Origin of the sequence: Paenibacillus sp. PK4536, from assembly GCF_028594455.2 — a bacterium.
GTDB lineage: Bacteria > Bacillota > Bacilli > Paenibacillales > Paenibacillaceae > Saccharibacillus > Saccharibacillus nuruki.
This window is the reverse complement of record NZ_CP126313.1, coordinates 2971803-2995695: the sequence shown is the minus strand read 5'-3', so window position 1 is coordinate 2995695 and position 23893 is coordinate 2971803. Positions and strand designations below refer to the sequence as shown.

Here is a 23893-nt window from a genome sequence, read left to right as displayed (position 1 = left end):
GTGCTCCTCTCTGATTTTGTTGAGGTTATGACGAGGTAGTTAGCTGTTTGACAGCATCTTTGATTTTCAATTCATCTGCGATCGGACCCGTACTGATCCAATACTTGGCATTTACAGAATACAGATGATGGTTTTGCACAGCGGGTAGTGCTTGCCAGATCGGTGATTTTTGCAATTCGGCAAATTCAGACTGATCTTTCTGTAAATCTTCGCTTGTTCCTCCTGCACTGCCTGATGTGACAAACACATAATCAGCTTTGACTTCAGGAAGTACTTCTGTCGATAAATTTACATTTTGTTTATCTGGATTGTCTTTCTGCAATTGATACACCAGTGGCATCGGTAGCAATCCAAGATCGTTGTATAACATGCCTGCATAGCCAGGTAACGTTTGACCTTGTTTATTCTGATACCCTGGCAGATACAGACGTATATCTTTACTTGTTGTCCGTAAAAAAGCGATCGTTGCTTTATCGCCGACAGCCTCCGTAATAGTAGCTTTGGCTTGTTGAACCTGACGATTATGATCGGTAATGACTTGGTGAGCTTGATCTTCCAGATCCAATGCCTTACCTATTTTGACAATAGAATTTTTCCAATCTTCACGATCATACACAATGGTAGGAGCGATTAAGCTTAACTGATCATATGTAGTTCGATCAATCGTGGCACTGGCTACGATCAGATCAGGCTGTACATCGGCAAAAGCTTCTAGATTGGCTAAGCCACTATCCATATTTAGAATAGATACTTGCTGCGCTTTGAGACGATCTTCTAAATAATAATTCTCACCCACAGATACTCCTAATACTAATGGAGCTTTGAGCGAAAGCAACATATCTTCAAGATTGTATGAAGCGATACGCTTAGGATGTAATGGAATCGCTGTCGTTCCGAATAGATGCTCTACCGATTGAGTCTGTGTAGCATCGGTTTGACTTGTAACCATTGATGATTCAGATGAACCTGTAGCACCACAGCCTGCTACAACTATACATAAGATAAGGATGAATACAGGAAAGACTTTGCGTAATGATAATAAATACATGTTTTCACTCCTTTTATTTATTGAGAATAATTCTCATTTATAAATATAACATAGTATTTGCTTTTATGAATCTAAACGCTTCGATTTTCATTTTTTAAATACATATCTACACCAAAAAGCCTTCTATTCCTTTGAAAGATAACTGTCCATCCAAAGTATATAAAAAGCTTTAATGATAATCAGATAAATAATCTATAGGTATAATTCTCTGATATTATAAAAATTCATTATAATGGATAACCACTTGTCTCAAAAATTGTAGCGACTTCTCTGTATTGGACGACTCCAAAGAATGATTAGCTTCTGGCAATACAATCGTCTCCATCTGTTGCAAATGTTTTACTTTTTCACGACTGATCTGACTGAACATCGGATCATCGGTACCGTATAGCAATAATCCTTGCGACTGAGTAATATAAGGCAATGTCTGATCGAGCGGAGTTAGAAATAGATGACGTACAGGTAATGCTTTGTATTGGTCAAATACGCCTCCTGCTACTACCGTCCCCAGACTTTTGCTAATACTGGTGTAATTGGTGTAGTTGTATGCATTGGATTGACGGATCACTTCTGTACACTCTTTAACCAAAATATCCATTTGATCGGATTCCAGTTCAGTTCGAGCTGCCTGATAACCATACTCTAATTGAAGAACATCGTTTCCTTTTTCTAAAGCACTTTGGGTCGCATAATACAATAAAGAACGATCACAAGAATAGCTTTTACCTGGAAATAAAATAACAAGTGTAGAGGAACCTTGTGTAATATGTATATGTCTGCATGTTGTTCCCCAATGAGACTGGGTTTCAATAATCTTTCGTTTCAACAACACTATATTCCCCCTATACCGATAGCTTGATCATAGAACCAACAAACGTAGACATGCTCTGTTTATTTATCCTCAAGAAGTCTATACATTAGCTCCTTTATACAGTCAGCCCCTTACGAATCAGATTGGCACTGACAGGCTCACGTCCTAATTCTCGTGCCCAAATGGATAACTGACCGATATGATGAATCTCATGGGCAATCACATGACGCATCACCTCACCATAGGTCAATGATTCGCTTGATCCGTCTTTGCGTATATTGTGAAGAATATGGTTTTCTTGATCGGATGTCCATGCTTGTATATATCCGCCTACTTCTACATGCAATTGATCGGACAAAGCCCGTAATTGAGCGACTGTATGGTAGTCTTCAAAATCAGTGAGTAAGCCATGTTGATCTCTAAGGTCATTAATCCAGCTATATTCTACATCTACAATATGATAGAGCGTATACAAAATACTGCCTACGCCGCCGGTACGTTGTTGGAGCAATTCTTCTATCGATACGGATTCACACCAATCGAACCACTCTTGACGTACTTGCCAGTTATAGCGAAATAACATTTCCATCGGTATACCTCCATTTTCCAGATCGTTTTATCTATTCAAAACAATGATATAGATAGGTCTTCCCGTTCATACTCCGTTGGTCTGGATCATAAATATGAGAAGTGAGTAATTGTTCTACCGTTAATGAAAGAATAAATTTCTGCAATTGAATCTGATCGTCAAATTGCAAACGCAGTACCTGATCATGTTTATCGTCCTCTAGTGTAATATCCCAAGTTCCTATATTAGCGTTTGTCATTTTCAAGCACTCCTTGTTGATGTGTTATCCCTTAGTATACATGACATCGCCCTATCTTTCCTATCCTTTCTCTATTGTTCATTATCGTTCTAGTTCACTATCTGTAAAATGGCGAATGCCTTTTTCTTGTTCAAATTTGTTCTGATTATACGTGGCAGAACTTTGACGTGGGATCGATAAGCTATTCCATTCACCGGTTTTGAGCATTTTGGCAATATATACAATCTGTCCAACATGATATGGATAATGAGCAAGCTGTCGATTGATCGCTTCAAGTAAAGTATGCCCTTCATTACGAATATAGATGATCTGTTCTAACTGCTGAGGTTCAACTTGGTCCAGCGTATCTAATAAACACTTCCACCCTTCTTCCCACTTGCTGATCACATCAGCCGCTGTAGCAAGATCATTTTCAAACTCAGCATCTCGATTACGCCATTCCTTTTCACCATCGGTTGTAAATATTTCTGTCCATCGTGAAAGCATATTGCCCCATAAATGTTTTACAATCATCGCAATACTATTACTTTCTTCACTGGGAATAACAAATAACTGATCTTCTTCTAATTGTGACATCGCTTTATCACCGAGCGTTTTGTAATATAAAAACTGCTTACGTGCACTGGATAAAATGTTAGTATATATTTCCATAATATTAACCTCCACTATTGGGATAGGATCATATTCGTCTTATAATGGTATTTTAAAGCAATATCGACAGTACTCCCAATTATTTTTTATCATGTAAGCGATTAAATATTTGTATAAGCTTCATTTATCACTTTACAAATGTCGATCATATGCCGAAATATACATTACTACCTTTGTCATTTTTTATCAAAATATAGGAGATTTACAGATTTGCGATTGGCATGAGTGTGATACATTGCAGTATGATAGATAAACCGTAGCCTCTTTTTCTCGAAAAATATTACTGATTAATAACTTTTTATTTTGTTTAACCATTTATGTACTACATTTGTATAGCTAACTGTTATTTTTAGAAAGGAATTAAACGATCATGAAGCACCACGCTAGAAGAGAACGAGATAACGAACAATTACGAAGCAAAATTATGGATGCGGCACGTACTCTTTTTGTCACTGAAGGATATGCTCACGTATCAATGCGTAAAATTGCAGATCGTATCGAATATTCACCGACCACTATTTATCACTATTTTGCGAATAAAGAAGCCATTGTGCAGGAGTTATTGCGTGAAGTCTATTCTCAATTTTTTACTGTGTTAACGAAGCAAGCGAATCAATTAGAAGAACATGGTTACGATATTCCAGCACGCCTATTTCTAGTATCCAAAACGTATGTAGAATATGGGATTATGCATCCTGATCATTATGATATTATGTTTATCAGCAATCTAGAATCCGTATCAAATGCAGAACTTGATGTGAACGATCGACTTAATGGATATACTTTTCTCCATGAAGCGGTACAGATCGCAATTGATCAACAATATATTGTAGATGTCGAAGCAGATATCATTGTACGCTCACTCTGGGCGATGTTGCACGGATTAACTACGACATTATCTAGCTTTTCCGAACGGATTGGTCAAGAGCAAGACGAACCACAAGCACAGCAAAAGGATACACTGTCTAAAAAAGAAAACAGTATATCCCCGTACAAACAGCACATTATTGACTTTACTCTTCGGCATTATATGAAGAGTATTCTACAACCAGGTACACCACTACCTGAGTCTGATCCTGAACTATAATTCTATACGGTAAATAGCAAATCCTTCTCCGTTCATTCCAGCGTACGTTAAATGTGGATGAGCGGATAGGATTTTTTGTGCATCCGGTGAAGAAGGAACAGTAATGATCGGCTTGGATAATACCAGTTCTTTATCAGAGGATGATCCTAATGTAAGCGACCAGTTATGATCTGCTTCTGGATGAATCACCTTTTGTGCACGAATATACTGAATCAATACTTCTCGATTCTCTACAGGCACATCTAAAATAACACGATTTCCATCAGGATTAGCAAATGGAGTCGAATATGCCCGGTATTGATTGGTCACCACGATATACTCTGCATGATCCTCTACGTCTTTGCCTTCATAACGTAACTGTTCAATACGATGAGCATCTTTGTTCAATAATTGTCCTGCTGCACTATACCGTGGTGGCTGACACACATTGATCTGATACGTCATTCCGTCAATGATATCGAAATTAAACGAAGGAAAATCGGGATGAAGCAATGATTGTTCTTCAGTAACCTGTGGATCAATATGCTGATAAAGCCCTGCTGACCATTCTAACCATTCACGAATCTCTGCCCCGGTTAGACGTACTGCGCATAACGTATTCGCGTAATTATAAATATCCGATGTATGTTGTAGTGTCATTTTGCCAGCTTCAATATAAGCGTAATATTGTGGTCCATACCGTCCACCTGTTTTGAAAGCAGAAGCAGCCGACACGATAGGAAGATGACTGTACAATGTATCTGCTAATGCTTGTTGTGCATACCAGATTTGAGCGTTATTAATAATTTGTACATAAGCACTATCCATTACTAATGAAAAATAACTGTACAACGGAATCGTACTTTCTCCTACAGGTGTATGAATATGATCCAATATGATTTGGTGCGGAATAGCAGCAATCTGTTCTAATTCTAGATCTGGTTCTACAGTAGATACTCCTTGTTCACGATCATAAATCGCACGCAATTGCGATATACCTTGTTCTACACTCCACACATCATTCTTATAGTGCAATTGCAGATCGATGATGCCTAGATGACTCCCCCACACGCCAGCTTCTACCGCAGGCACACCGTTAATTGTACCTTGCTCTAGATCCACTCCTTGTTTACCAGCAAATTCATTGCCCGGAAATAACTTATGCGCATGCCCGAAAAAGATCGCATCGATCCCTTCAATCTCACTTAGCGGTAAAACAGCATTTTCACTGAGAACCGTTGTATCGTCAGAGTCTACATATCCAGTATGAGCAAGCATCACAATCAGATCTGCCCCTGCTGTACGCATCTGTGGAATCCAATACTGTGTCGCTCTCACCATATCTTGCACTGTGATTTCACCTTCTAAATGAGCCTTGTCCCATTGCATAATCTGAGGAGGCACTACGCCTATCACACCGATATGAATATTATGTATATCTCCATGATCGTCTACAATTTGTCGTTCTAAAATTAAGTAAGGTGGCAACAATGTATCAGGTGATCTATCTGATCCTTGAGCTGTTGCTGAATCCTTAGAAGCATGATAAATATTAGCATTCGTATATGGAAACTGGGCACCTTCTATACACTGCTGTAAATAATCCAATCCATAATTAAATTCATGATTGCCTACGGTTGCTGCATCATACGATAACGTATTCATTAATTGATGAATCGGATGTACTTTGTTTGTTGCTTCTATATAAGAATCTTGTTGCCAGAACAGACTGGAAGCTGCGTAATCCCCTAATGGATTTCCCTGTAAAATATCTCCGTTATCAAACAGCATATGATTTTCCACTTCTTTACGTGCTTGGTGAATCAAAGTCGCTGTACGAGATAGTCCAATATCTACAGTCTCTTCATTACGATAGTAATCATATCCTGTCAGACTCACATGCAGATCAGTTGTTCCTAATAAACGCAATTGAGCTGTGATCGGTTGCTTGGTATTCATTCTATACTCCTTCTTTCACACTCATAATAGTAACCATTTTACAAAACATTTGACCACTGTTTAATATTTTACAAATAATTGACAGAAGTCATCATTTGCGCTGACCCTTCTTTCCCAATAAAAACGTAGAATAAATTTTGTGGGTTGTTTATCACCATTTACAAATGTATAACAACTTTAAAAGTGATATTAACTATCATAGTTATACCTTAGCTTATCGTAAATAGTAAATATCTAACCTACAAATGATTACATAAGGGAGTTTTGCATACTTCAAACGGTGCCTACGGTCTATATCATGCACAGCTTTACCTACACAACCAGTAAGACTACTTTTCTAGGGGGAAATAAAAGTGTTCAAAAAAATATTAATGTTAAGTATGACCGTTGCTCTGGCAACAGGACTTGCAGCTTGTGGTAATCAAGCGGCATCTACAGGAACAGGTAATGCAGCAGAGTCTTCTAGCTATGTACCGACTGAATTAAAAGTTCAATTCGTACCTTCACAAAATGCAGACACGCTTGAAGCCAAAGCCAAACCACTTGAACAATTACTAGGCGACAAATTAGGGATTCCTGTCAAAGTAACAGTGTCTCCTGATTACAATACAATCGTAGAAGCAATGGCTTCCAAACAAATTGATGTTGGATTTTTACCACCGAATGCTTACGTACTTGCTCATGACAACCGTAAAGCAGCAGACTTATTGCTACAAGCTCTTCGTTTCGGTGTAAATGATGAAACAGGTCAACCGACTACAGATAAAGTAAACTTTTACAAATCAATGATTATCGTTAAAAAAGATTCGGACATCAAAACACTTGCTGATCTAAAAGGTAAAAAAATGGGATGGCAAGATGTGACTTCTTCCGCAGGTTATGTATTCCCGGCAGCTGAAATGAAAGCAGCAGGTATTGATCCAGATACAGACGTACAAGGTATCACGATCAAAGGTCATGATGCGGCTGTAATGGCTCTTCTTAATGGACAAGTTGATGCCGTAGCGATCTTCCAAGATGCTCGTAACAATGTTAAAAAAGATGTTCCAGACGTATTCGAACAAACGCGTGTCCTTCACTTCACTGCTCCTATTCCTAACGATACGATCAGCGTACGTTCTGATATGGATCAAGCATGGCGCGACAAAATCAGTCAAGCCTTTATCGATATCGGTAACGATCCAGAAGGTAGCAAAATTATTGAAGAAATCTACAGTCATGTAGGTTATGAAAAAGGCGACGATAAAAACTTCGATCCTGTTCGTAAATATGCAGAAGCTGTAGGTCAAGCAACCAAGTAAACAAAGAATGTAGTGAGCACTTGGCAGCACCGTCCTTCTTTTCGGACGGTGTTTGCTATTTTACATAGCAATCTGCTTGTTGAGTTCATCTATAGGTACGATGCGACTAATGAAGTACATTATTCTGAATATAGAAAGTTGGCAAATCATGATTACATTCAATGACGTTTCCAAAGTGTATCCTAATGGAACCAAAGGGCTTAACCATATCAATCTAACGATTAACGAAGGCGAATTAGTCGTCATTGTCGGACTGTCCGGCGCAGGTAAATCAACTTTACTTCGTTCGATCAATCGGTTGATCGATATTAGCGAAGGTGATATCCAGATTAACGGTCAATCGATCACTTCGGCTTCAGGTGCCAAATTGCGCCGTATTCGCCGTGGGATCGGTATGATTTTCCAAAGTTTTAATCTAGTGAAACGTTCGACTGTAATGCGTAATGTATTGTCCGGTCGTGTAGGTCATCATTCTACACTACGCACTGTATTCGGTATGTTCCCCAAAGAAGACCATGAACTTGCTTTAGATGCGTTAGCACGCGTTAATTTGCAAGAAAAAGCATATAGTCGTGCAGATCAGTTATCCGGTGGACAGCAACAACGGGTATCTATCGCACGAGCGTTAGCACAACAACCACAGATTATTCTAGCCGATGAACCGGTAGCTTCTCTTGATCCGTTAACGACTCGTCAAGTAATGGATGATCTTCAACGTATTAATCAAGAACTTCAAATTACTACGATTATTAATCTGCATTTTATAGATTTGGCACGTGAATATGCGACTCGGATTATCGGGTTACGGGCAGGAGAAATTGTATTCGATGGAACACCGGAAGAAGCTACAGATGATGTATTTTCTCATATTTACGGACGCCCGATCCATCGTGATGAAGTATTAGGCGCTAATGCACCTGGCGAAGATATCGTGACTGTGATTCCAGATGCGGCAGATATCAAAGCGACTTCTGGAGAACCGTTATGAATATGATGATTGAAGCCCCTGCGGCTCCTAAGAAATATAAAAAAATACTGACATGGCTATTTTTTATAGTCGTGCTTGTCCTTTGTAGTATTCAGACTGAAGTTACTCCTTATCAATTGATACGTGGATTACCACAAATGGGCATTTTGTTAAGTGAAATGTTCCCACCCGATTGGAGTTACTTGCCTACGATCTGGAAGCCGATGGTTGAAACCGTACAGATTGCACTGGTCGGTACGATGCTAGGTGGATTGTTAGCAATCCCTGTATCGTTACTCTGTGCCTACAATATTGTACAAAGTCGTTTGGTTTCTTTGCCTGTACGCTTGATTCTGAATTTAGTGCGTACCATTCCTGATCTATTGTTTGCTGCGATTTTTGTAGCGATTTTCGGGATAGGACCATTTGCCGGAATGTTAGCGATTCTATTTTTCTCATTTGGACTTATTGCTAAGCTTACTTTTGAAGCGATCGAAGCGATTGATCCAGGTCCTATGGAAGCTATGACGGCTGTAGGTGCCAATAAAATTCAATTAATCGTCTTTGGCGTAATTCCTCAAGCGTTGCCTTATTACATGTCTTATCTGTTGTATGCTTTTGAAATTAATGTACGAGCAGCTTCTGTTCTAGGTCTAGTGGGTGCTGGTGGTATTGGTCTATTACTGGATCGCTCTCTTGGATTATTCCGATATGATCGCGCAGCTATGATTATTTTGCTAACGCTTGTGATTGTACTGGTTATTGATTACGGAAGTACTGTATTGCGGAGGAAATTACTATGAATCATACGTTACCTGCTAAGCCACTCTGGCACAAAATTCGTCCGTGGTGTTGGGTTATTTTTCTGGTTGTTGTGTATATCTGGGCATTTAATGGTCTCAAATTCGAAGGGATTCAATCCACTGCCAAAAGTGTCTCCCTCTCTATTTTAGATGGATTTATGCATCCTGATTGGTCATTTGTTTATGATCCTGCGGGTGAAGATTTATTACGTGGACTACTTGATACTTTAGTCATTTCAATCTTAGGTACATTTATTTCTGCTTTTCTTTGTATTCCTTTTGCTTTTTGGGCAGCAACTAATATGAGTCGTCGTCGTCCAGTTTCAGGAACAGGTAAGTTCAGTCTTAGTGTAATTCGCGTCTTTCCTGAAATGATTGTTGCGATCTTATTTATCAAAGCTGTTGGCCCGGGTTCTTTTGCCGGTGTGCTTGCACTTGGTATCCATTCGATCGGTATGCTTGCCAAGTTATTTTCAGAAACGATAGAAAGTATTGAAACAGGCCCTAGTGAAGCCTTAACGGCTGCTGGAGCCACGCGATTACAAATTCTATGGTTTGCCGTATTGCCTCAAGTGATTCCTCAATTTCTCTCGTATTCGTTGTATCGGTTCGAGATTAATATTCGCTCAGCTACAACACTGGGTCTAGTAGGCGCTGGCGGTATCGGAACACCACTGATTTTTGCTCTAAATATGCGTAATTGGAATCGTGTAGGTGTGATTCTGTTAGGAATCATCGTACTGGTTATCTTAACCGATCTGATCTCGGGTTGGATTCGGAAGCGTATTGTGTAAAATGGTTGGTTAGCGCTACATGATAAGCAATCAGCAGATCGTATCGATTGCTAGATAGAAACAAAATAAAAAGGCATGAGCACTCTGGGATTCATCAGAGTATTCATGCCTTTTTGGTATGGATCTAGTATTGCCTATAGCTTACCGATTCAAGTCTAATCTTAATGCTCAATATCTTCTTCATACTCTGCTTTTTGCTGTTCCCAGTATTGCTTATCTTCAGCAGTAATCGCTCGTAAGACTTTGCAAGGATTTCCTACAGCAATCACATTGTCTGGAATGTCTTTGGTGACCACCGAGCCTGAACCGATTATTACATTGTTCCCAATCGTTACACCCGGGTTAATCACTGCATTTGCTCCGATCCAGACATCATTGCCTATCGTGATTTCTTTACCAAATTCTAAAAGGGTATTGCGTACATCAGGGTCAATAGTATGCCCTGCTGTATACACACCTACTCGCGGGCCAAAAAACACATTGTTGCCTATCTTTACTTTGGCAACATCAATAATAATACAATCATAATTAGCATAAAAGTTATTACCAATTGTAATATGACAACCATAATCACAACGGAATGGTGGTTCAATAAATACGTTCTTACCTGCGGATTCTAACAATTGCTGAAGTAATTCAGTCCTATACTCCCACTGCTCTTCGGTTGTGTTGTTAAATAATCGAGTAAGCATCCGAGATTTCTTATTATCTGTTGCTAATTCGCCTACACCAGCCATATATAATTTCTGGGCCAGCATCTTTTCTTTGTCTGTTGCCATGTATACGATTGCCTCCTTGAATATCCACCTGTATCTGCTTAATTCATTAGACAATGATGGGGTATTAAATTATAATATTACTTATTATAATACTTTTAATAACTATTATCAAAATTCGATAGAGGTGATATCCATACAACCGTTTATCCATAACACGATACATGTAAAACAAATCAATACAGAAGTGATTAAAAAAACTCTAAAATCGCTCACTTCAGCGACCAAAGCTAATCTAGCTCAAGCTACAGGATTAAGTATCGCTACCTGTGGAACAATACTCAATGAATTACTAACAACGGGTGAAGTGTTAGAACATGAACAAGAAGATTCTCATGGTGGTCGTCCTGCGAAGAAGTTTATGTATAATGCTCACTTTTCTTATATTGCTTGTATCTATATCAAAGCAGAAGAAACTCGGCACTCGCTGACGTATACTGTAGCTAATTCCATAGGTCAATATATCGAAAGCGGGCATGAAGAGGTGTCTTCTGTGAATGCGACAATAATTGATCATTTGATCGAACGATTGATTCATACCTATGGCAATATCAAAGCGATTGGGATAGGGATTCCGGGTGTAGCGCATCAAGGGATGATACAGATCTGTGATGCTTCAGAACTGATTGGGGTTCCTTTAGAATCTCAATTGAACGAAAAGTATGGCATCGATATTATTATTGAAAATGATATGAATCTGACCGCTTATGGATTTTATCAAAAACAACAGTATGATCAAGATAAAACGATAGCAGTAGTGACTTTTATCAAAGGAAGCTTTCCCGGTGCAGGATTAATGATCGATGGGCATATTCACAAAGGAAATACTCGATTTGCAGGTGAAATTTCTTTTCTCCCTTTCGGCATAACACGAGAAGAACAATATGCTCAACTTCATCAGCCTTCGACTTTTATTCCTTTAGCCGCCAAAATGCTAATCAGCTTAATCGCTACAATTAATCCGGAAAAGATTGCTTTAACAGGCGATCAAATACATTCAGAACAAGTTAAAGATTTGTACAACGCTTGTCTGGAATACATTCCTTTAGAACATATGGCAGAACTTCACATGTTGAAAGAGCCTGATCAAGATTATATGCATGGGCTGGTGTCTATGACTTTAGAAAGCTTAGATTATGCATTACAGTTGGTTGAAAAGCGAAGATAAATGATTAGATGTTGATAACTTTTGGCTTCTTGAAGATCAAAAAAACCATTCCTTAGAAAGTAGGAATGGTTTTTTGATTTATTTTCTAATTTGCTCTTCGATAGGTGTATTCATATATAGAAGTGCTCCACCATAGTCTAAGATTTCAAAAGTTAACGGTTGTGTTAAAAATTTGTTTTCAAAGCTTAATTCATATTGTCCTTCTTGGTTTCCATAAAGCATCCTTCCTTCTAAAGGATACTCTTTTCCAAGTCCATCTTTAAAAGTAGATTTCATGTCAAAAATATAAGTAGCATCTGGATCACTCACAGCGTACGATAATGCTATTTTAATATGACTATCTTGTTGTGTTACAGAAGAAACTTCAATTTTGTTATCTCTTGTAGCTTGAATTTTCTTTTCCTCAGTATTTATAGTAATTGATATAGGTTTAGCCAAAGCAGGCTTGATTTTTTCGATATCCACCCATAATCTTTGATCTGAAGCATAATAATTACTTTCACTATAATTTATAAAATGAGTAGCACTTCCTTCTTTATACGTAGTGTACTTATTAATCACAAAAGGACTTTTAATTCTCCCGCTAGGCTCATAAGCAAATACGTTAGAATAGATACCTTGAAGTGTTCCTTTAGATTGTGGTTCCCATGCAAACTCGGTATCTGTGCGTAAAGGTGTCTGGGACACTTTGAGTAGTTTAAATGTATATCCTTGAACAGTATACGATTTATTAAATATTGTTTCTTTTTTCAAGCCTTCGAATTTCTGTGTGTCAATCTGAAACGGGATATTTAATGTTTCTTCTTTATTTTTATAAAATCCATTATGCACTTTAGCTGATAATGTTATATGATCAGGTACTTCACTCCAACTTGCAAAATCAAAAATTAATAAGCCATGACTTGACCTTTTATTTTCCAGTTTATCCTGATCAGGCAGAACAATATTGTCAAAGTAGTTGCCGACATTCATACCTTGCGACTGATTCATCAGGATAGGATGTTCTTCACTATCAATCTCCGCTCGACCTTGATCATTGATTCGATTTTTCGCTGTATAAAAGATCATCACTCTGCTACTATCTGCGACAACGCCTTCTATACTCAAAGTATAATTTTCAGATTCTACTTTTTGATTAATAGGCTGATATAGTCCATGATCTACTGCACTTTTTAATGATTTGGTTAACCCATTCTGCCTATATAATGTATTCATATAATCAGGTAATCCCGAACGAATCAAAGAGACAGATGTGTTAGATATTGGAGCATGCGAAATCCATATTCCTCCCACTGTGCATATTAGAATAGCTACCATAGTAGTGATCCAAATAGGACGTTTCCATTGCCACGACTTTTGTTGTTTTTGGCGGTTAGCACGTTCTATACCTTGCATGATCGATTTTTCTAAATGTTGTTCTGCCACTTGTTTACTAATCTCTTTTATCTCTTGAGCTTGTTTATGTAGCTGCAACTCATTCGAATTTTTCATTTCTAACTTCACCTCCTATATCAATCTTGGTTCTGATTTGTTTGAGTCCCTGATGAAGCCATGTCTTAACTGTTCCTTCTGATTTCCCTAATACTTTAGCTATTTCAGCAAGAGTCATATCATCATAGTATTTAAGAATTAATACATGTCGATAATTAGGCTTGAGACGATCCAAAGCACGTTCCAAATCGAGTTTGTCATCATGTACCATTTCAGATACTTTACCAATCATATGTCTTTCTAACAAAGGAACATTACGTTTACGACGTTTCAGTTCATCCATACAGCAGTTAATCAGAATTCGAATAAGCCAAGGAATAAAAGCTTCTGGATGACTTAATTTATGACATTTAGACCATCCTCGATATGTGGTTTCTTGTAAAATATCTAGTGCATCTGCTTCATTATGCATATAACTGTAAGCAATCCCATATAACCTTCGACGATGTGACGACACAAGATGATAAAATGCTTGCTCATCCCCTTTACAAGCAGCCACCGCCCATTCATGTTCCTCCATGATGACACTTCCTTTTCGCTATCTAAATATTCATATATATAAGACAATCAGAGTGTATAAACAGTTTTTTTTTTTAAGAACACAAAAAAAGAGAGATTTCTCTCTCTTTTTCATTATTTTAATACTATATTGTTACCGGAAAATTTAATTATTCTACCAATAGAATATCACGAATCATTTTTATATTGCCTTGAGATTCCTCTTGTAGTTGCTCTGCTTGTTCTATCATGTTCAAATGATCTTGGATTTCTGTGATATATATTTGCTTTTCTTCTTCAAATTCACTAAGTACGTAACTGAGATAAAATAGTGCTATTGATTCTTCGCCTGACTCTATATAATTGGTTACTTCTTTTTTCCATGCAGGTAATAGATCATTCGCAATATCATCTAGATTTTCGGCTAAAGCTTCAATTGCATGATATTCTGTTTTGTAATAATGTTCAAAAACACTTTGACCTATCCGATTCTCATTGTTCTTGATCTCTTGAAGCCAGTAATTGACTTGTTCATTAAATGAACGTTGTTGTAAGTCCATCTTCAATTGTTCAAATTGAAAATCACCTTGATGTAATTCAGGAAGAGCTTTGTACAGTACTTCACGTTCAACAGTTTGTCTCATCATAATACTTCGATCAGTTCCGGCATCACCAATAGCACCAAAAAAAATAAAATCAGAAGTCTTATTTATTTTTGCTTCAATATCTGTATCTTTTAAACGCTTGGCTACTTCTTGTACTGCAATATAATGACCAAATTTAATAAGAGATTCGTTTATAATTATTGAAATATTATTGAAATCTCCTTCATACAACGGAACATACAATTCATCGACTTCAAAGTCACATACCTTGTCCTCAATTACGTGTACTCCAGTTAAAATATCTAAAATTTCATCATTATGAAGTTGATTATCAAAAGAGAAATTCCCTAAATTATACTTACTGTAATTCAATTCCACTATATCTTTTTCTTCTGTAAGATATTTTTCTTGAGAACGTTTAAATCGTTCCTCTGTATTTATGTACAATTGAAAATCATAATATTCACTAGTAGCAATAGCAATTATATACACATCTTTATTATACTCAGAAGATATAAATTGCTCTATTTCATCTACACTTTGTTTATACAATTGCTCTATCATCTGTTCCTGCGTTATGTAAGGCACACCTGCTGGTAGCTCGGGTAACTGATACAATTCATCATCTGTCGTCAAAATATAATTTGTAGGATTCAACATAAATGGTTGTCGATTTTTCATAACTTTAGCAATATCAATTTCATAAAAATGCATAATTGACCTTCTTTCTGCGTCTATTATAATGGTATTTCTTTTTATCTATCGGTCATTTTATTACTCTAGATTAACATTTTCCAAAATAAAAAGGAGATTGCTCTCCTTTGTTATAGATCTATATTGATCTTTAGCGTTACCAGCAGACATTCAATCATCCACTTATACTTTCCTTTATTCATTTACTTTTTTACCGCTTTGAATAAAATAAAAGAAGGCTTGCGACGCTCTTGTGTGAGCTTCGGCATTTTCTCCAAACCTTCTGGAATAGACTCCGGTTCATCGATGTGTTGTACGATCAAATCATGAGCAATCATACCATTTACCAGTGTAGATACTTTCCGGTGATACTTAATCACATTATCAACAACCCAGTGAGTGCTACGTTGCCCTTCTTCCCCATAATTATCTATCGCATAATGCAATCTCTCTCCGTGCTCATCTTCTACCCAACCCTCCATATCTAACTTGGCTGTGGTTATTGGATGCTCGGTTGAAAAGACCAATGTTCCTCCGGAACGTAACCACTTCGCAATCTGCGCCATCAGGCGATCATAATCAGCCACATAATGAAAAGCTAAAGAGCTGACAATCAGATCAAAAGATTCAGCTTCAAAATTCAATTCTTCTATCGGTGCATGAATATATGTAATCTCTGGAAGCTTGGGTGCAATACTTAACATTTTGCTCGAGATATCCGCGCCGGTCACATGCGCTGCTCCCTGTTCTACCATATATGAAGCTAACTTACCGAATCCACAACCCATATCAAGTACTGTTAATCCTTTTAAATCCGGCAATAATGCTTTCAAAGCAGGTTGCTCTACAAAATCATTAAAAGTAATCCCTGTGCTCCGTAACTCTTTATAATATTCAAAAAAAGTCGGGTCATCATAAATATTTTGGCGCATCACCTGTAACCTCCTCAACGCATTTACTTTTGGCGACAAACTACAATGTTCTGTCCATTTAAACTCATTATACAATATAAAGCAAAACAAAAGAGCCGCTAAACACGGCTCTCGTGTATGTATTAATATCCGCCTGTATTCGAAGCCCATACTGGACCTTTGCCAGTAGCATAAAGAACAACATTTCCATCATCTTGTACCACCAGGCTATCTCCAATTAATCCAGCAGGTACATTACCTTTATAATGTGCATTACTCCATCCTTTCACATCTGCTGTCCAAAATACGATACCTTTAGAAGGATCAGTAACGCGTAGTGTGTTAGGGAGAAGTGTTAATGCTTCTGGATATCGTTGAAATTCACGACCTAAAAATGTGTCATAGTATTTGAATACATCACCATCAGTATTCGTATCCCACATTGGAATGCCAGCATCACGATACAATACCAAGTTGCCATCATTTTGCATGACCAAATTAAATCTACCGCTTGGGGATGATAACATCTGACCTTTAGCCAATGTCTCGCCAACGTTCAGTGTACTTTTAGCAGATGCAGCTGAAGCATGGTTGAACTGAAGCATAAATACTGCAAGTAAAACTAGAACAAACTTTAACGAAATACTTTTCATCACCATTTCTCCCTTTGGATATAATTTTAATTCCTGAAATAATATATTACAATTTCAAGGTATTATCAACTAATTTTTAACATTATATACAATTAAGGGATTTTAAAATGATCGGTTATTTTATACGATTTTTAACACAAATGGTGTATATTTTAATGAAATTATTCTATTATACGTATAATTTTAATACTTATTATGATTATTTAATCATTCTACTATTTTTTTATTTCTATATATTTATACCGATTTGATTCGATTTCGTTCTAATATGTATGTCTTCCCCTTTCTTATCTAAATCGATAACTTATATTTTATTTATAATAAAATGGTTACATATGCTAAATATTATTATGTATATAGATTCCGGATAACTTTGAGTCCTTCTGCTTACAATGTAATTTTAAGGGTATAAATGTAAAAAGAACCTATTTTAATTACAGGAGGAATAATTGTAATGAAAAAACCTTTAGGTAAAAAACATCTCGTCCTTTCTTTTCTAGGTGGAGCTTTATTTTTTTCAGGTATTTCATTTGCAGCAGATGCTACAACGGTGACTCCGAATACAGAGGCATTAAAATTTTATGTAGATGGTGAACAAAAAACCACTTCAGCACAATACAATAATCAGGGTAGTATGGTTCCAGAGTCTTTTAGATATAGTGGTACTACATATGTACCGATTCGCCATGTGAGCGATCTTCTAGGTAACAAAATGTACTGGGAACCTCAATCTGCAACGATTTCTGTTAACAGTCCAGTGGTAGAGATCAAAAATAGCAAAGGTGAGTCGATAGGAACAGCCATCCTTACACAAGATCAGAATAATGTGAATATCAAAGTGAATGTCAAAAATCTACCCGCAGGTAAACACGGGATTCATGTTCACCAATCAGCTATTACGAATAACGACTTCGCTACAGCAGGATCACATCTGAATCCAGAAGGACATGAACATGGACGACTCAATCCCAAAGGACAACATACAGGTGATCTACCTAACTTAGAAGTAGCCGCAGATGGTACAGCTAATACTACAATGGTATTACCAAATGCCAGTCTAGAAAAAGGAAATGAACACACTCTTTTAGGGGCTTCCATTATTATTCATGCTGCTCCAGATGATGAGATGACTGATCCGACAGGAAATTCAGGAGATCGTATTGCTGGAGGAAATATTCCACAGTAATCGAATTTATAAGGATAGGAAAAAAATATAGGTTTATTCAAAAACTCTCTATATGGTTTAGAGAGTTTTTTCTTTTATGTTTCTTTGGATTGCAGAACTTTATGTTGGATGCCCTTTGTACAGGCAAATTAAAGTTCAAAATGGTCTAACGTAGAAGTATCTTTCGCTATCGACTATACTGGTTATATCTCATTTTTAGGTGAAAGAGGTGATAGATATGCCCATTCTTCGCAAGCCGATCAGACGTACACGCCAGATTATCACATTGATTGCTATTGCGGTAGTGGCTTTGACGTTTCTATATGTAAGCAGTATAAAGACAACAGAAGGTGTATTCCGCGTGGTCGGCGTGACCGATCAAGGTATTGTGGTTCAACAAGTTCAAGACACTGCTAATCTCAAAACAACACCAGATATTATGCAGTTAGTACAGATCGATCAGCTTTATTTTATCCGCTATCATTCAGACTGGATACGCCATCCCAAGTTAGAAGATATTCAATTGGTCGCTCCAAAAAGTGCAGGTTAAAGCATATATGATCACATGCTTACCTGCACTTTTATTTAAAAAACTTATCTACTAATCCAGTAGCACTAACATATTTGGTATTGTAATGAATCCGCAGTAATGTTTCATCTGTGGGATCCCCTTTCACTCCTTTAAAATAAACAGTGCCTTTACCTTCATCTGTTATTTGACTTGTTTCTCTTTGAGCCTTCGTATCGTTACTGTTAAGTTGGTTATCTTGTGAATACATAAATGCTGTCTCAAACGTTCGATATCCTTTACCAAATACATACATATACTTGTAGCCGTCATTGGCATCTTCTTCTACGCCAATACTAAAACAATAAACCTGATTCTTCTTATTATCTGCACGAGATTCTTGTAGCCATTCGTCTATAAGTTTTTGGTGTTGTGGTTCAATCTTATCAAATTCATATGTATAAATATCTTGTAATAACGGTTTTTGTACTTCTTGCTTATACTGTACAGTAGCTTTCGGAACTTCAACGCTAGGTCGTGCAGGTGCGGTGCAACTAGCAAGCAAGATCATACTACTTATAGATAAACCACTTATTATTTTACGCATAATGACTCCTATTCTCAGATAAATAAATATCAAAGGAACTTATCTATAGAAATCGCAATAGATGAGTTCCTTTGTTTGTTTATAGCCAAAATGTCGGATATTTTCGATGCTTGATTAAGTTATTGTATAGCAAGGCAACACAGACTACCACGATAGAACCGATTAACACCGGCGTAATTAGAAAAGACCATGAACTCGCTGCGGTAATGACAACGATCGGATTTGCACCGGCAGGAGGATGAGTCGTTTTCGTTAATATCATAAGAGCAATACCCAGTCCAACTGCTAAAGATAAAGCCCAGATGCCGTTCCCTAACCAGTGATATATCACCAAACCGCATAAAGCAGTAATAAAGTGTCCACCAATAATATTTCTAGGTTGCGATACAGCCGCCTCTGGAAGTGCAAAAGCCAGTACACAACTTGCGCCAAAAGGAGCTATCAATAAAGACAAATGCAACCCTTCTGAAAGACTCACCAGTATAAATATAGTGATAAATCCACCGATAAAAGCTAAAATAGCCTGCCACATACTAACCTTCAGTGGAGAACGAGCTTGTGTTGAACTTTTGTTGAAATATAACTTTAGATTTTTGTACAAAATGATAACCCCTCTACAGATGTTTATTTCCCTATAGAAGTATACATCAAAATGAGACATCTTTATAATGAATAATACTAATAATGATTATCTAATAATATGCTTATATTTGAATAATAATTTGTGTTTATTGCGCTCAATCGTAAAAAATTATAAAACCAATAACATCGTAATCGATGTACCGACGACAGCTACTTTTTCAAATCCTAAACGTTCATATAAGCGTACAACGGGATTGCTCGGATCTACACTCAATGAGACTTGAGCAATCTGTTGTTGTCGTAATTCAGTTAGTAATGCTTGCATAAGCGCTGTACCTACCCCTTGTCCACGATACTCATCCAATACGGCTAATCCTAACTCTGGTGTTACCTCGTCAATATAACCGTACCCTTGATTGTCTGCTGGCAATACTCTAGCCGTCACAGCTCCAATCGGTTGTTGCTGGTCATTGATTGCAATATAACCAACATCTCCAGCTTGACCCCAATCTTCTACATATTTAGCCAGATGTGGTTCATAGATCACTTCCCGATCAAATGGTGCTTCTCCTTCACGCACATAAAGAGACAAATATAACGTTTCCCACAAAAAATTCTGATCGTCTGCGGTAACTGCCCGAATACTCCATGTATGCATATCCAACCACTCCTTTATTTATATATGTACTCTGTCTATACCGGCTTATTCCCATACCTGATCTAACTTATCAGCATAAAATAAAATCGCTCGCTGATATCGTTCAATCCCTTTATCATTTGTTGTCTCTGCTAGTTCAGTCATTAATAACTGCATGCCTTCTGCATATTGTTCTAGATTGTACAGCACCATTGCATAAAACACTCTAAATTCTCGTGCCTCCGGATAGTCTTGAATCGCTTGCTTGAAAAGAGTCGCTGCTTTGTCATAATGAGCCAATGTGCGGTACGTGCTACCTAGTCCAAGCATCGCTCCCTGACGATCTTCGCCTTGTAGTCCATTAGCAAGAGCTTGTTCATAATAAGGCATGGCTTGTGCTTCTAATCCTAAATTGTCATACGTCCATGCCACCTGATATAACAACACAGGATCATCGGGATCTTCCAATAATAAATGGAGTAATTTCGTGCGTGCTTCTTCTAATTGTCCATTTTGACGTAATTCAATCGCTTCTTGCATCTGAGTATTGGTCATCTTGGTTCTTCCTTTCGACTTGTTGTTTCTGTACTCCATTCTGGATTCGATACATCAATGTAGCTATAAGATCGCTATCATTATAACAAAAGACCGACAATGATTGTCGATCTTCGATAGATGAATATGAAGTTGAAGTTGAAGTTGTACAGACGTATTTATTGGATTTGCTGAAATGAATCGTAGTGATCGGTTGTTTTGTAGATCAGTCCATCGGTAGAATACAATATCCGATTGGCTCCCCGAAAACCAGATGTATAGTTGATATCGGCTTCATGCCATTTGCGTCCTTTGGAAGCTGGCAGCAGCTTTTCATAATTACTAAAATAATCGCCACCAATACTTTTACCGGGTGCTACTTTATTCAAATTACCTTTCGACGATTCCCAGCCCAACGATTCTGCTTTGGACTTGGTGATATAGTTACAAGGTAATTTTTTATATTCTTTCAGATAATCGGCAACACCATCAAAGGTATTGATAACTTTGCATGTATTTGCGGAGTTCGTTTGGTTATTGTTACTCTGGTTATTTGAGGTTTGGCTAGTATTGCTTGTCGGTTTAATCGAAGATTCATTCTGTGTCTGCGAATTATTCGAATCAACCTGTGCTGTCTGATTAGATGCTGTGGTACTTGTATTTGTAGACGATCCATCTTGTAACTGGGTGATAAAGATAACACCCAATACAAGGATTAATACAATACCTGATAATATCTTTTTCAAAAAAATACCCCCTATTTATAAATCTTATTCTAGATGTTTATTTAAATATTCCTTTATACTTCATAAAATTTATATAATTTAAATGTATATCCTATAGATATACATTACAATCTAAATATCTTATACTATATTTATAAAATAAAATGAGGTGATGAATATGTCCAAAGCTACACTTAGCAAATGGGGAAACAGTAGTGCTATACGTATCCCTACAGATCTAATTAAGCGTTTAAATTGGTCTGAAGGTACAGAAATAGAAATGATTATTACCAATGATAATGAAATTCTTCTACGTCCGATTCTTCAACAGGAAGAATCTAATCAAGATTTGAAAGCTCACCTCAATAATCTTTTAGCTCAAATCAAACCAGAATCTCCCCGCCATAAAGAAGTAGATTGGGGTATTGAAGGAGACGAGAAACTTTGAAAATTCCAACTCGTGGCGATTTAATATGGCTTGATTTTGATCCACAAGCGGGTCATGAACAAGCTGGTCGCCGTCCTGCTATCGTATTATCAGAAGAAAATTTTAATCAAATTACTGGTTTTGCTGTCGTATGTCCGATTACAAATCAAATAAAGAATTATCCTTTTGAAGTTGAACTCCCTGCTGGTCTTCGATTTCAAGGCGTTGTTTTAACCGATCAAATGAAAAGCTTGGATATTAAAAAACGTAACTTTTCTATTGTAGATCATTTGTCTATTCAAACAAAATCGATGCAAACCATTTTGCGTAACACACGGTCTATTTTAGCCTGATTACAGTACTAAGCATTCAGGACTTTAAAGTTTTAGAATTCTCCTGATGCAGATATAAGGAGAAATAAATTGAAATTCGTAAAATTAATGCTAAGCCTTACTATAGCTTTATCCGCAATAAATATTCAACTCCAACCGATGTATGCACAATCATCTAGTAAGGTCGATCCAGCACTCAAAGAACGCCTGATGAAACAATACGGTCTATTACCTGCTTCATCTGAAAAACAGCCTTCTCTACTTGATCTAAGTCAGGGTAATTTTGGATTCAGTTTTGGAGAAAGTGATTCTGTATCTTCTTTTTTACCTACTGCACTTTTACGCGTTTATTTTCGCTTGATCTGATCTAGTTGTTATATCGACTGCATCGCTCTGGAAATTTTTTTAGCATTTCATCAATTTCTTCAATCTTTTCTTGTAATACTTCTTTCGTAGACGAGATAATAAACTTTTTCTCATATTCACCTTGATCTAGTTTTATTAGCTTATGCGGATAAAACGCATGACTTAAGCTAAGTTCAATCTGCCCTTCTTCGATATAAGAAACTTCAATTTCCGGATCCATAAATGCTGCGAACTTCCATGTCATCTGGTTATCTCGCACCGAAATTAACCAATCTCGCAAACTTTTCAATTCCGAAGTCATCATAGACGGACTGATGGCTTTCCACTGAAACCCATTTTGATCTTGAGCGATAATCTGTACGGTTAGCCAATCGTCATACCATTCTTCTATAACTTCATATTGATACCCTAAAATCTTGATTTCTACTCTTGCCTTACCATCTATCCATAACATATGATGTACCGCCTTATTTTAAAATGTATGTATAAGATATTCTATAAGATTGCCTTATTGCTTGGTCGAACGTTGTGGAAATTCTACAATCATGTTATCCAGTTGCTGTATGAGATCATACAAAACATCTTCAGGCAATTCCATAATTAAACTTTTATCTACCGTTTGTCTACCATGCTCCATTAAGGCTTTAGGATAAAAAGACTGAGATATGCCTATTTCTACTGTTCCATCCGGAATGTATGTAAAGCTTAATTCAGGTTCCATGAAATAGAACGTCTGCCACACCACATTCTGTACTCGTATCGAACCGAACCAATCTCGTAAGTCCTGTAATTCTTTAGCAAACATACAAGAACTACTCGCTTCCCACTGTAATCCATTCTCATCTTGAGCGATCAACTGCACCGTTAGCCAGTCGTCATATAAGCATTCCACTCTTTCTAGAGGATAATCATAATGTAAGATGTTGAGTTCAAATCGGATGTTTCCACTAATCCATAGCATGTAATGTGCCACCTTTGTTAAATTTAA

The 23893-nt window shown here is 37.2% G+C and carries 30 protein-coding genes; 11 read left to right on the top strand and 19 right to left on the bottom strand.

Annotated elements, in window-relative coordinates:
- Positions 1-25: 25 nt before the first annotated feature.
- From PO903_RS13515 to PO903_RS13495, 5 genes are all read right to left on the bottom strand, one after another.
- Complete coding sequence (locus PO903_RS13515) at positions 26-1048, bottom strand: ABC transporter substrate-binding protein (RefSeq protein WP_273593674.1); 1023 nt, start codon at positions 1046-1048, stop codon at positions 26-28.
- Between the two features lie 214 nt (positions 1049-1262).
- Positions 1263-1877, bottom strand: a complete 615-nt coding sequence (locus PO903_RS13510; RefSeq protein WP_273593673.1) for an alpha/beta hydrolase — start codon at positions 1875-1877, stop codon at positions 1263-1265.
- Positions 1878-1974: 97 nt separating this feature from the next.
- Positions 1975-2448 (bottom strand): DinB family protein, encoded by a 474-nt coding sequence (locus PO903_RS13505; protein ID WP_273593672.1) that lies wholly within the window; start codon positions 2446-2448, stop codon positions 1975-1977.
- A 31-nt stretch (positions 2449-2479) separates the two neighbouring features.
- Complete coding sequence (locus PO903_RS13500) at positions 2480-2686, bottom strand: hypothetical protein (RefSeq protein ID WP_069326318.1); 207 nt, start codon at positions 2684-2686, stop codon at positions 2480-2482.
- Positions 2687-2767: 81 nt separating this feature from the next.
- The gene (locus PO903_RS13495) at positions 2768-3337 is read right to left on the bottom strand and encodes a DUF1572 family protein (RefSeq protein WP_273593671.1); all 570 of its coding nucleotides are present in this window, start codon (positions 3335-3337) and stop codon (positions 2768-2770) included.
- A 370-nt stretch (positions 3338-3707) separates the two neighbouring features.
- Between PO903_RS13495 and PO903_RS13490 the strand changes: the two genes are divergently transcribed.
- On the top strand, positions 3708-4424 hold the full coding sequence (locus PO903_RS13490) for a TetR/AcrR family transcriptional regulator (RefSeq protein ID WP_273593670.1): 717 nt from the start codon (positions 3708-3710) through the stop codon (positions 4422-4424).
- Here the strand turns inward: PO903_RS13490 and PO903_RS13485 are convergent.
- Positions 4419-6362, bottom strand: a complete 1944-nt coding sequence (locus tag PO903_RS13485) for a bifunctional 2',3'-cyclic-nucleotide 2'-phosphodiesterase/3'-nucleotidase (RefSeq protein ID WP_273593669.1) — start codon at positions 6360-6362, stop codon at positions 4419-4421. The genes PO903_RS13490 and PO903_RS13485 overlap by 6 nt on opposite strands.
- Positions 6363-6715: 353 nt before the next feature.
- Between PO903_RS13485 and PO903_RS13480 the strand changes: the two genes are divergently transcribed.
- The 4 genes from PO903_RS13480 to phnE (PO903_RS13465) all read left to right on the top strand — a co-directional run bounded on the left by PO903_RS13480 (position 6716) and on the right by phnE (PO903_RS13465) (position 10227).
- The gene (locus PO903_RS13480) at positions 6716-7663 is read left to right on the top strand and encodes a phosphate/phosphite/phosphonate ABC transporter substrate-binding protein (RefSeq protein WP_069326314.1); all 948 of its coding nucleotides are present in this window, start codon (positions 6716-6718) and stop codon (positions 7661-7663) included.
- A gap of 148 nt (positions 7664-7811) precedes the next feature.
- Complete coding sequence (gene phnC / locus PO903_RS13475) at positions 7812-8651, top strand: phosphonate ABC transporter ATP-binding protein (RefSeq protein ID WP_083243337.1); 840 nt, start codon at positions 7812-7814, stop codon at positions 8649-8651.
- Complete coding sequence (gene phnE / locus PO903_RS13470) at positions 8648-9433, top strand: phosphonate ABC transporter, permease protein PhnE (RefSeq protein ID WP_083243336.1); 786 nt, start codon at positions 8648-8650, stop codon at positions 9431-9433. Before phnC ends, phnE (PO903_RS13470) begins: the two co-directional genes overlap by 4 nt.
- Complete coding sequence (phnE, locus tag PO903_RS13465; RefSeq protein ID WP_069326312.1) at positions 9430-10227, top strand: phosphonate ABC transporter, permease protein PhnE; 798 nt, start codon at positions 9430-9432, stop codon at positions 10225-10227. Before phnE (PO903_RS13470) ends, phnE (PO903_RS13465) begins: the two co-directional genes overlap by 4 nt.
- A 161-nt stretch (positions 10228-10388) precedes the next feature.
- Here phnE (PO903_RS13465) and PO903_RS13460 read toward each other — a convergent pair whose 3' ends face one another.
- Entirely contained in the window at positions 10389-11006 is a 618-nt protein-coding gene (locus PO903_RS13460; RefSeq protein ID WP_273593668.1) for a sugar O-acetyltransferase, read from the bottom strand.
- A gap of 184 nt (positions 11007-11190) precedes the next feature.
- On the opposite strand from PO903_RS13460, the gene PO903_RS13455 reads away from it, so the two are divergent.
- Complete coding sequence (locus PO903_RS13455; protein ID WP_350339071.1) at positions 11191-12171, top strand: ROK family protein; 981 nt, start codon at positions 11191-11193, stop codon at positions 12169-12171.
- Positions 12172-12249: 78 nt separating this feature from the next.
- Here PO903_RS13455 and PO903_RS13450 read toward each other — a convergent pair whose 3' ends face one another.
- The 5 genes from PO903_RS13450 to PO903_RS13430 all read right to left on the bottom strand — a co-directional run bounded on the left by PO903_RS13450 (position 12250) and on the right by PO903_RS13430 (position 17022).
- Positions 12250-13662, bottom strand: a complete 1413-nt coding sequence (locus PO903_RS13450; RefSeq protein WP_273593667.1) for a DUF4179 domain-containing protein — start codon at positions 13660-13662, stop codon at positions 12250-12252.
- Positions 13646-14182, bottom strand: coding sequence for a sigma-70 family RNA polymerase sigma factor (locus tag PO903_RS13445; RefSeq protein WP_273593666.1), 537 nt, complete (start codon positions 14180-14182; stop codon positions 13646-13648). Before PO903_RS13445 ends, PO903_RS13450 begins: the two co-directional genes overlap by 17 nt.
- 148 nt (positions 14183-14330) lie before the next feature.
- Positions 14331-15479: a hypothetical protein gene (locus PO903_RS13440; protein WP_273593665.1), complete on the bottom strand. Its 1149-nt coding sequence runs from the start codon at positions 15477-15479 to the stop codon at positions 14331-14333.
- A 182-nt stretch (positions 15480-15661) separates the two neighbouring features.
- Positions 15662-16390: a class I SAM-dependent methyltransferase gene (locus tag PO903_RS13435; RefSeq protein ID WP_069326310.1), complete on the bottom strand. Its 729-nt coding sequence runs from the start codon at positions 16388-16390 to the stop codon at positions 15662-15664.
- 122 nt (positions 16391-16512) lie between these two features.
- Positions 16513-17022, bottom strand: a complete 510-nt coding sequence (locus tag PO903_RS13430) for a hypothetical protein (protein WP_273593664.1) — start codon at positions 17020-17022, stop codon at positions 16513-16515.
- A 454-nt stretch (positions 17023-17476) separates the two neighbouring features.
- Between PO903_RS13430 and PO903_RS13425 the strand changes: the two genes are divergently transcribed.
- Complete coding sequence (locus PO903_RS13425; RefSeq protein WP_273593663.1) at positions 17477-18208, top strand: superoxide dismutase family protein; 732 nt, start codon at positions 17477-17479, stop codon at positions 18206-18208.
- Positions 18209-18425: 217 nt separating this feature from the next.
- The gene (locus PO903_RS13420; RefSeq protein WP_273593662.1) at positions 18426-18737 is read left to right on the top strand and encodes a hypothetical protein; all 312 of its coding nucleotides are present in this window, start codon (positions 18426-18428) and stop codon (positions 18735-18737) included.
- Positions 18738-18768: 31 nt separating this feature from the next.
- Here the strand turns inward: PO903_RS13420 and PO903_RS13415 are convergent, their stop codons facing one another.
- From PO903_RS13415 to PO903_RS13395, 5 genes are all read right to left on the bottom strand, one after another.
- Positions 18769-19302 carry a hypothetical protein gene (locus tag PO903_RS13415; protein ID WP_273593661.1) on the bottom strand — a complete coding sequence of 178 codons (534 nt, stop codon included), beginning with the start codon at positions 19300-19302 and terminating at the stop codon, positions 18769-18771.
- Between the two features lie 79 nt (positions 19303-19381).
- Positions 19382-19903, bottom strand: coding sequence for an HPP family protein (locus PO903_RS13410; protein ID WP_241669331.1), 522 nt, complete (start codon positions 19901-19903; stop codon positions 19382-19384).
- A gap of 150 nt (positions 19904-20053) precedes the next feature.
- Positions 20054-20542 (bottom strand): GNAT family N-acetyltransferase, encoded by a 489-nt coding sequence (locus PO903_RS13405; RefSeq protein ID WP_273593660.1) that lies wholly within the window; start codon positions 20540-20542, stop codon positions 20054-20056.
- 45 nt (positions 20543-20587) lie between these two features.
- Complete coding sequence (locus PO903_RS13400; protein ID WP_137222558.1) at positions 20588-21076, bottom strand: tetratricopeptide repeat protein; 489 nt, start codon at positions 21074-21076, stop codon at positions 20588-20590.
- 158 nt (positions 21077-21234) lie between these two features.
- Positions 21235-21801, bottom strand: coding sequence for a ribonuclease domain-containing protein (locus PO903_RS13395; protein WP_441343326.1), 567 nt, complete (start codon positions 21799-21801; stop codon positions 21235-21237).
- Positions 21802-21958: 157 nt separating this feature from the next.
- On the opposite strand from PO903_RS13395, the gene PO903_RS13390 reads away from it, so the two are divergent.
- From PO903_RS13390 to PO903_RS13380, 3 genes are all read left to right on the top strand, one after another.
- Complete coding sequence (locus tag PO903_RS13390; protein WP_241669330.1) at positions 21959-22228, top strand: AbrB/MazE/SpoVT family DNA-binding domain-containing protein; 270 nt, start codon at positions 21959-21961, stop codon at positions 22226-22228.
- Positions 22225-22560 carry a type II toxin-antitoxin system PemK/MazF family toxin gene (locus PO903_RS13385; RefSeq protein WP_137222552.1) on the top strand — a complete coding sequence of 112 codons (336 nt, stop codon included), beginning with the start codon at positions 22225-22227 and terminating at the stop codon, positions 22558-22560. The genes PO903_RS13390 and PO903_RS13385 overlap by 4 nt, the downstream gene beginning before the upstream one ends.
- Before the next feature lie 69 nt (positions 22561-22629).
- The gene (locus PO903_RS13380; RefSeq protein ID WP_137222550.1) at positions 22630-22905 is read left to right on the top strand and encodes a hypothetical protein; all 276 of its coding nucleotides are present in this window, start codon (positions 22630-22632) and stop codon (positions 22903-22905) included.
- Position 22906: 1 nt separating this feature from the next.
- On the opposite strand, the gene PO903_RS13375 is transcribed toward PO903_RS13380, so the two are convergent.
- Positions 22907-23359 carry a WapI family immunity protein gene (locus PO903_RS13375; protein WP_137222548.1) on the bottom strand — a complete coding sequence of 151 codons (453 nt, stop codon included), beginning with the start codon at positions 23357-23359 and terminating at the stop codon, positions 22907-22909.
- Positions 23360-23413: 54 nt separating this feature from the next.
- On the bottom strand, positions 23414-23866 hold the full coding sequence (locus tag PO903_RS13370; RefSeq protein ID WP_273593659.1) for a WapI family immunity protein: 453 nt from the start codon (positions 23864-23866) through the stop codon (positions 23414-23416).
- Positions 23867-23893 lie beyond the last annotated feature (27 nt).

Excerpts from the sequence above, each read along its gene's own strand:
- PO903_RS13450 (WP_273593667.1), bottom strand. The coding sequence starts at position 13,662 with ATGAAAAATTCGAATGAGTTGCAGCTACATAAACAAGCTCAAGAGATA.
- PO903_RS13515 (WP_273593674.1), bottom strand. The coding sequence starts at position 1,048 with ATGTATTTATTATCATTACGCAAAGTCTTTCCTGTATTCATCCTTATC.
- PO903_RS13485 (WP_273593669.1), bottom strand. The coding sequence starts at position 6,362 with ATGAATACCAAGCAACCGATCACAGCTCAATTGCGTTTATTAGGAACA.
- PO903_RS13400 (WP_137222558.1), bottom strand. The coding sequence starts at position 21,076 with ATGACCAATACTCAGATGCAAGAAGCGATTGAATTACGTCAAAATGGA.
- PO903_RS13415 (WP_273593661.1), bottom strand. The coding sequence starts at position 19,302 with ATGCGTAAAATAATAAGTGGTTTATCTATAAGTAGTATGATCTTGCTT.
- PO903_RS13490 (WP_273593670.1), top strand. The coding sequence starts at position 3,708 with ATGAAGCACCACGCTAGAAGAGAACGAGATAACGAACAATTACGAAGC.
- PO903_RS13495 (WP_273593671.1), bottom strand. The coding sequence starts at position 3,337 with ATGGAAATATATACTAACATTTTATCCAGTGCACGTAAGCAGTTTTTA.
- phnE (WP_083243336.1), top strand. The coding sequence starts at position 8,648 with ATGAATATGATGATTGAAGCCCCTGCGGCTCCTAAGAAATATAAAAAA.
- phnC (WP_083243337.1), top strand. The coding sequence starts at position 7,812 with ATGATTACATTCAATGACGTTTCCAAAGTGTATCCTAATGGAACCAAA.
- PO903_RS13375 (WP_137222548.1), bottom strand. The coding sequence starts at position 23,359 with ATGTTATGGATAGATGGTAAGGCAAGAGTAGAAATCAAGATTTTAGGG.
- PO903_RS13420 (WP_273593662.1), top strand. The coding sequence starts at position 18,426 with ATGCCCATTCTTCGCAAGCCGATCAGACGTACACGCCAGATTATCACA.
- PO903_RS13460 (WP_273593668.1), bottom strand. The coding sequence starts at position 11,006 with ATGGCAACAGACAAAGAAAAGATGCTGGCCCAGAAATTATATATGGCT.
- PO903_RS13500 (WP_069326318.1), bottom strand. The coding sequence starts at position 2,686 with ATGACAAACGCTAATATAGGAACTTGGGATATTACACTAGAGGACGAT.
- PO903_RS13390 (WP_241669330.1), top strand. The coding sequence starts at position 21,959 with ATGTCCAAAGCTACACTTAGCAAATGGGGAAACAGTAGTGCTATACGT.
- phnE (WP_069326312.1), top strand. The coding sequence starts at position 9,430 with ATGAATCATACGTTACCTGCTAAGCCACTCTGGCACAAAATTCGTCCG.
- PO903_RS13370 (WP_273593659.1), bottom strand. The coding sequence starts at position 23,866 with ATGCTATGGATTAGTGGAAACATCCGATTTGAACTCAACATCTTACAT.
- PO903_RS13445 (WP_273593666.1), bottom strand. The coding sequence starts at position 14,182 with ATGGAGGAACATGAATGGGCGGTGGCTGCTTGTAAAGGGGATGAGCAA.
- PO903_RS13435 (WP_069326310.1), bottom strand. The coding sequence starts at position 16,390 with ATGCGCCAAAATATTTATGATGACCCGACTTTTTTTGAATATTATAAA.
- PO903_RS13440 (WP_273593665.1), bottom strand. The coding sequence starts at position 15,479 with ATGCATTTTTATGAAATTGATATTGCTAAAGTTATGAAAAATCGACAA.
- PO903_RS13505 (WP_273593672.1), bottom strand. The coding sequence starts at position 2,448 with ATGGAAATGTTATTTCGCTATAACTGGCAAGTACGTCAAGAGTGGTTC.
- PO903_RS13425 (WP_273593663.1), top strand. The coding sequence starts at position 17,477 with ATGAAAAAACCTTTAGGTAAAAAACATCTCGTCCTTTCTTTTCTAGGT.
- PO903_RS13405 (WP_273593660.1), bottom strand. The coding sequence starts at position 20,542 with ATGCATACATGGAGTATTCGGGCAGTTACCGCAGACGATCAGAATTTT.
- PO903_RS13430 (WP_273593664.1), bottom strand. The coding sequence starts at position 17,022 with ATGAAAAGTATTTCGTTAAAGTTTGTTCTAGTTTTACTTGCAGTATTT.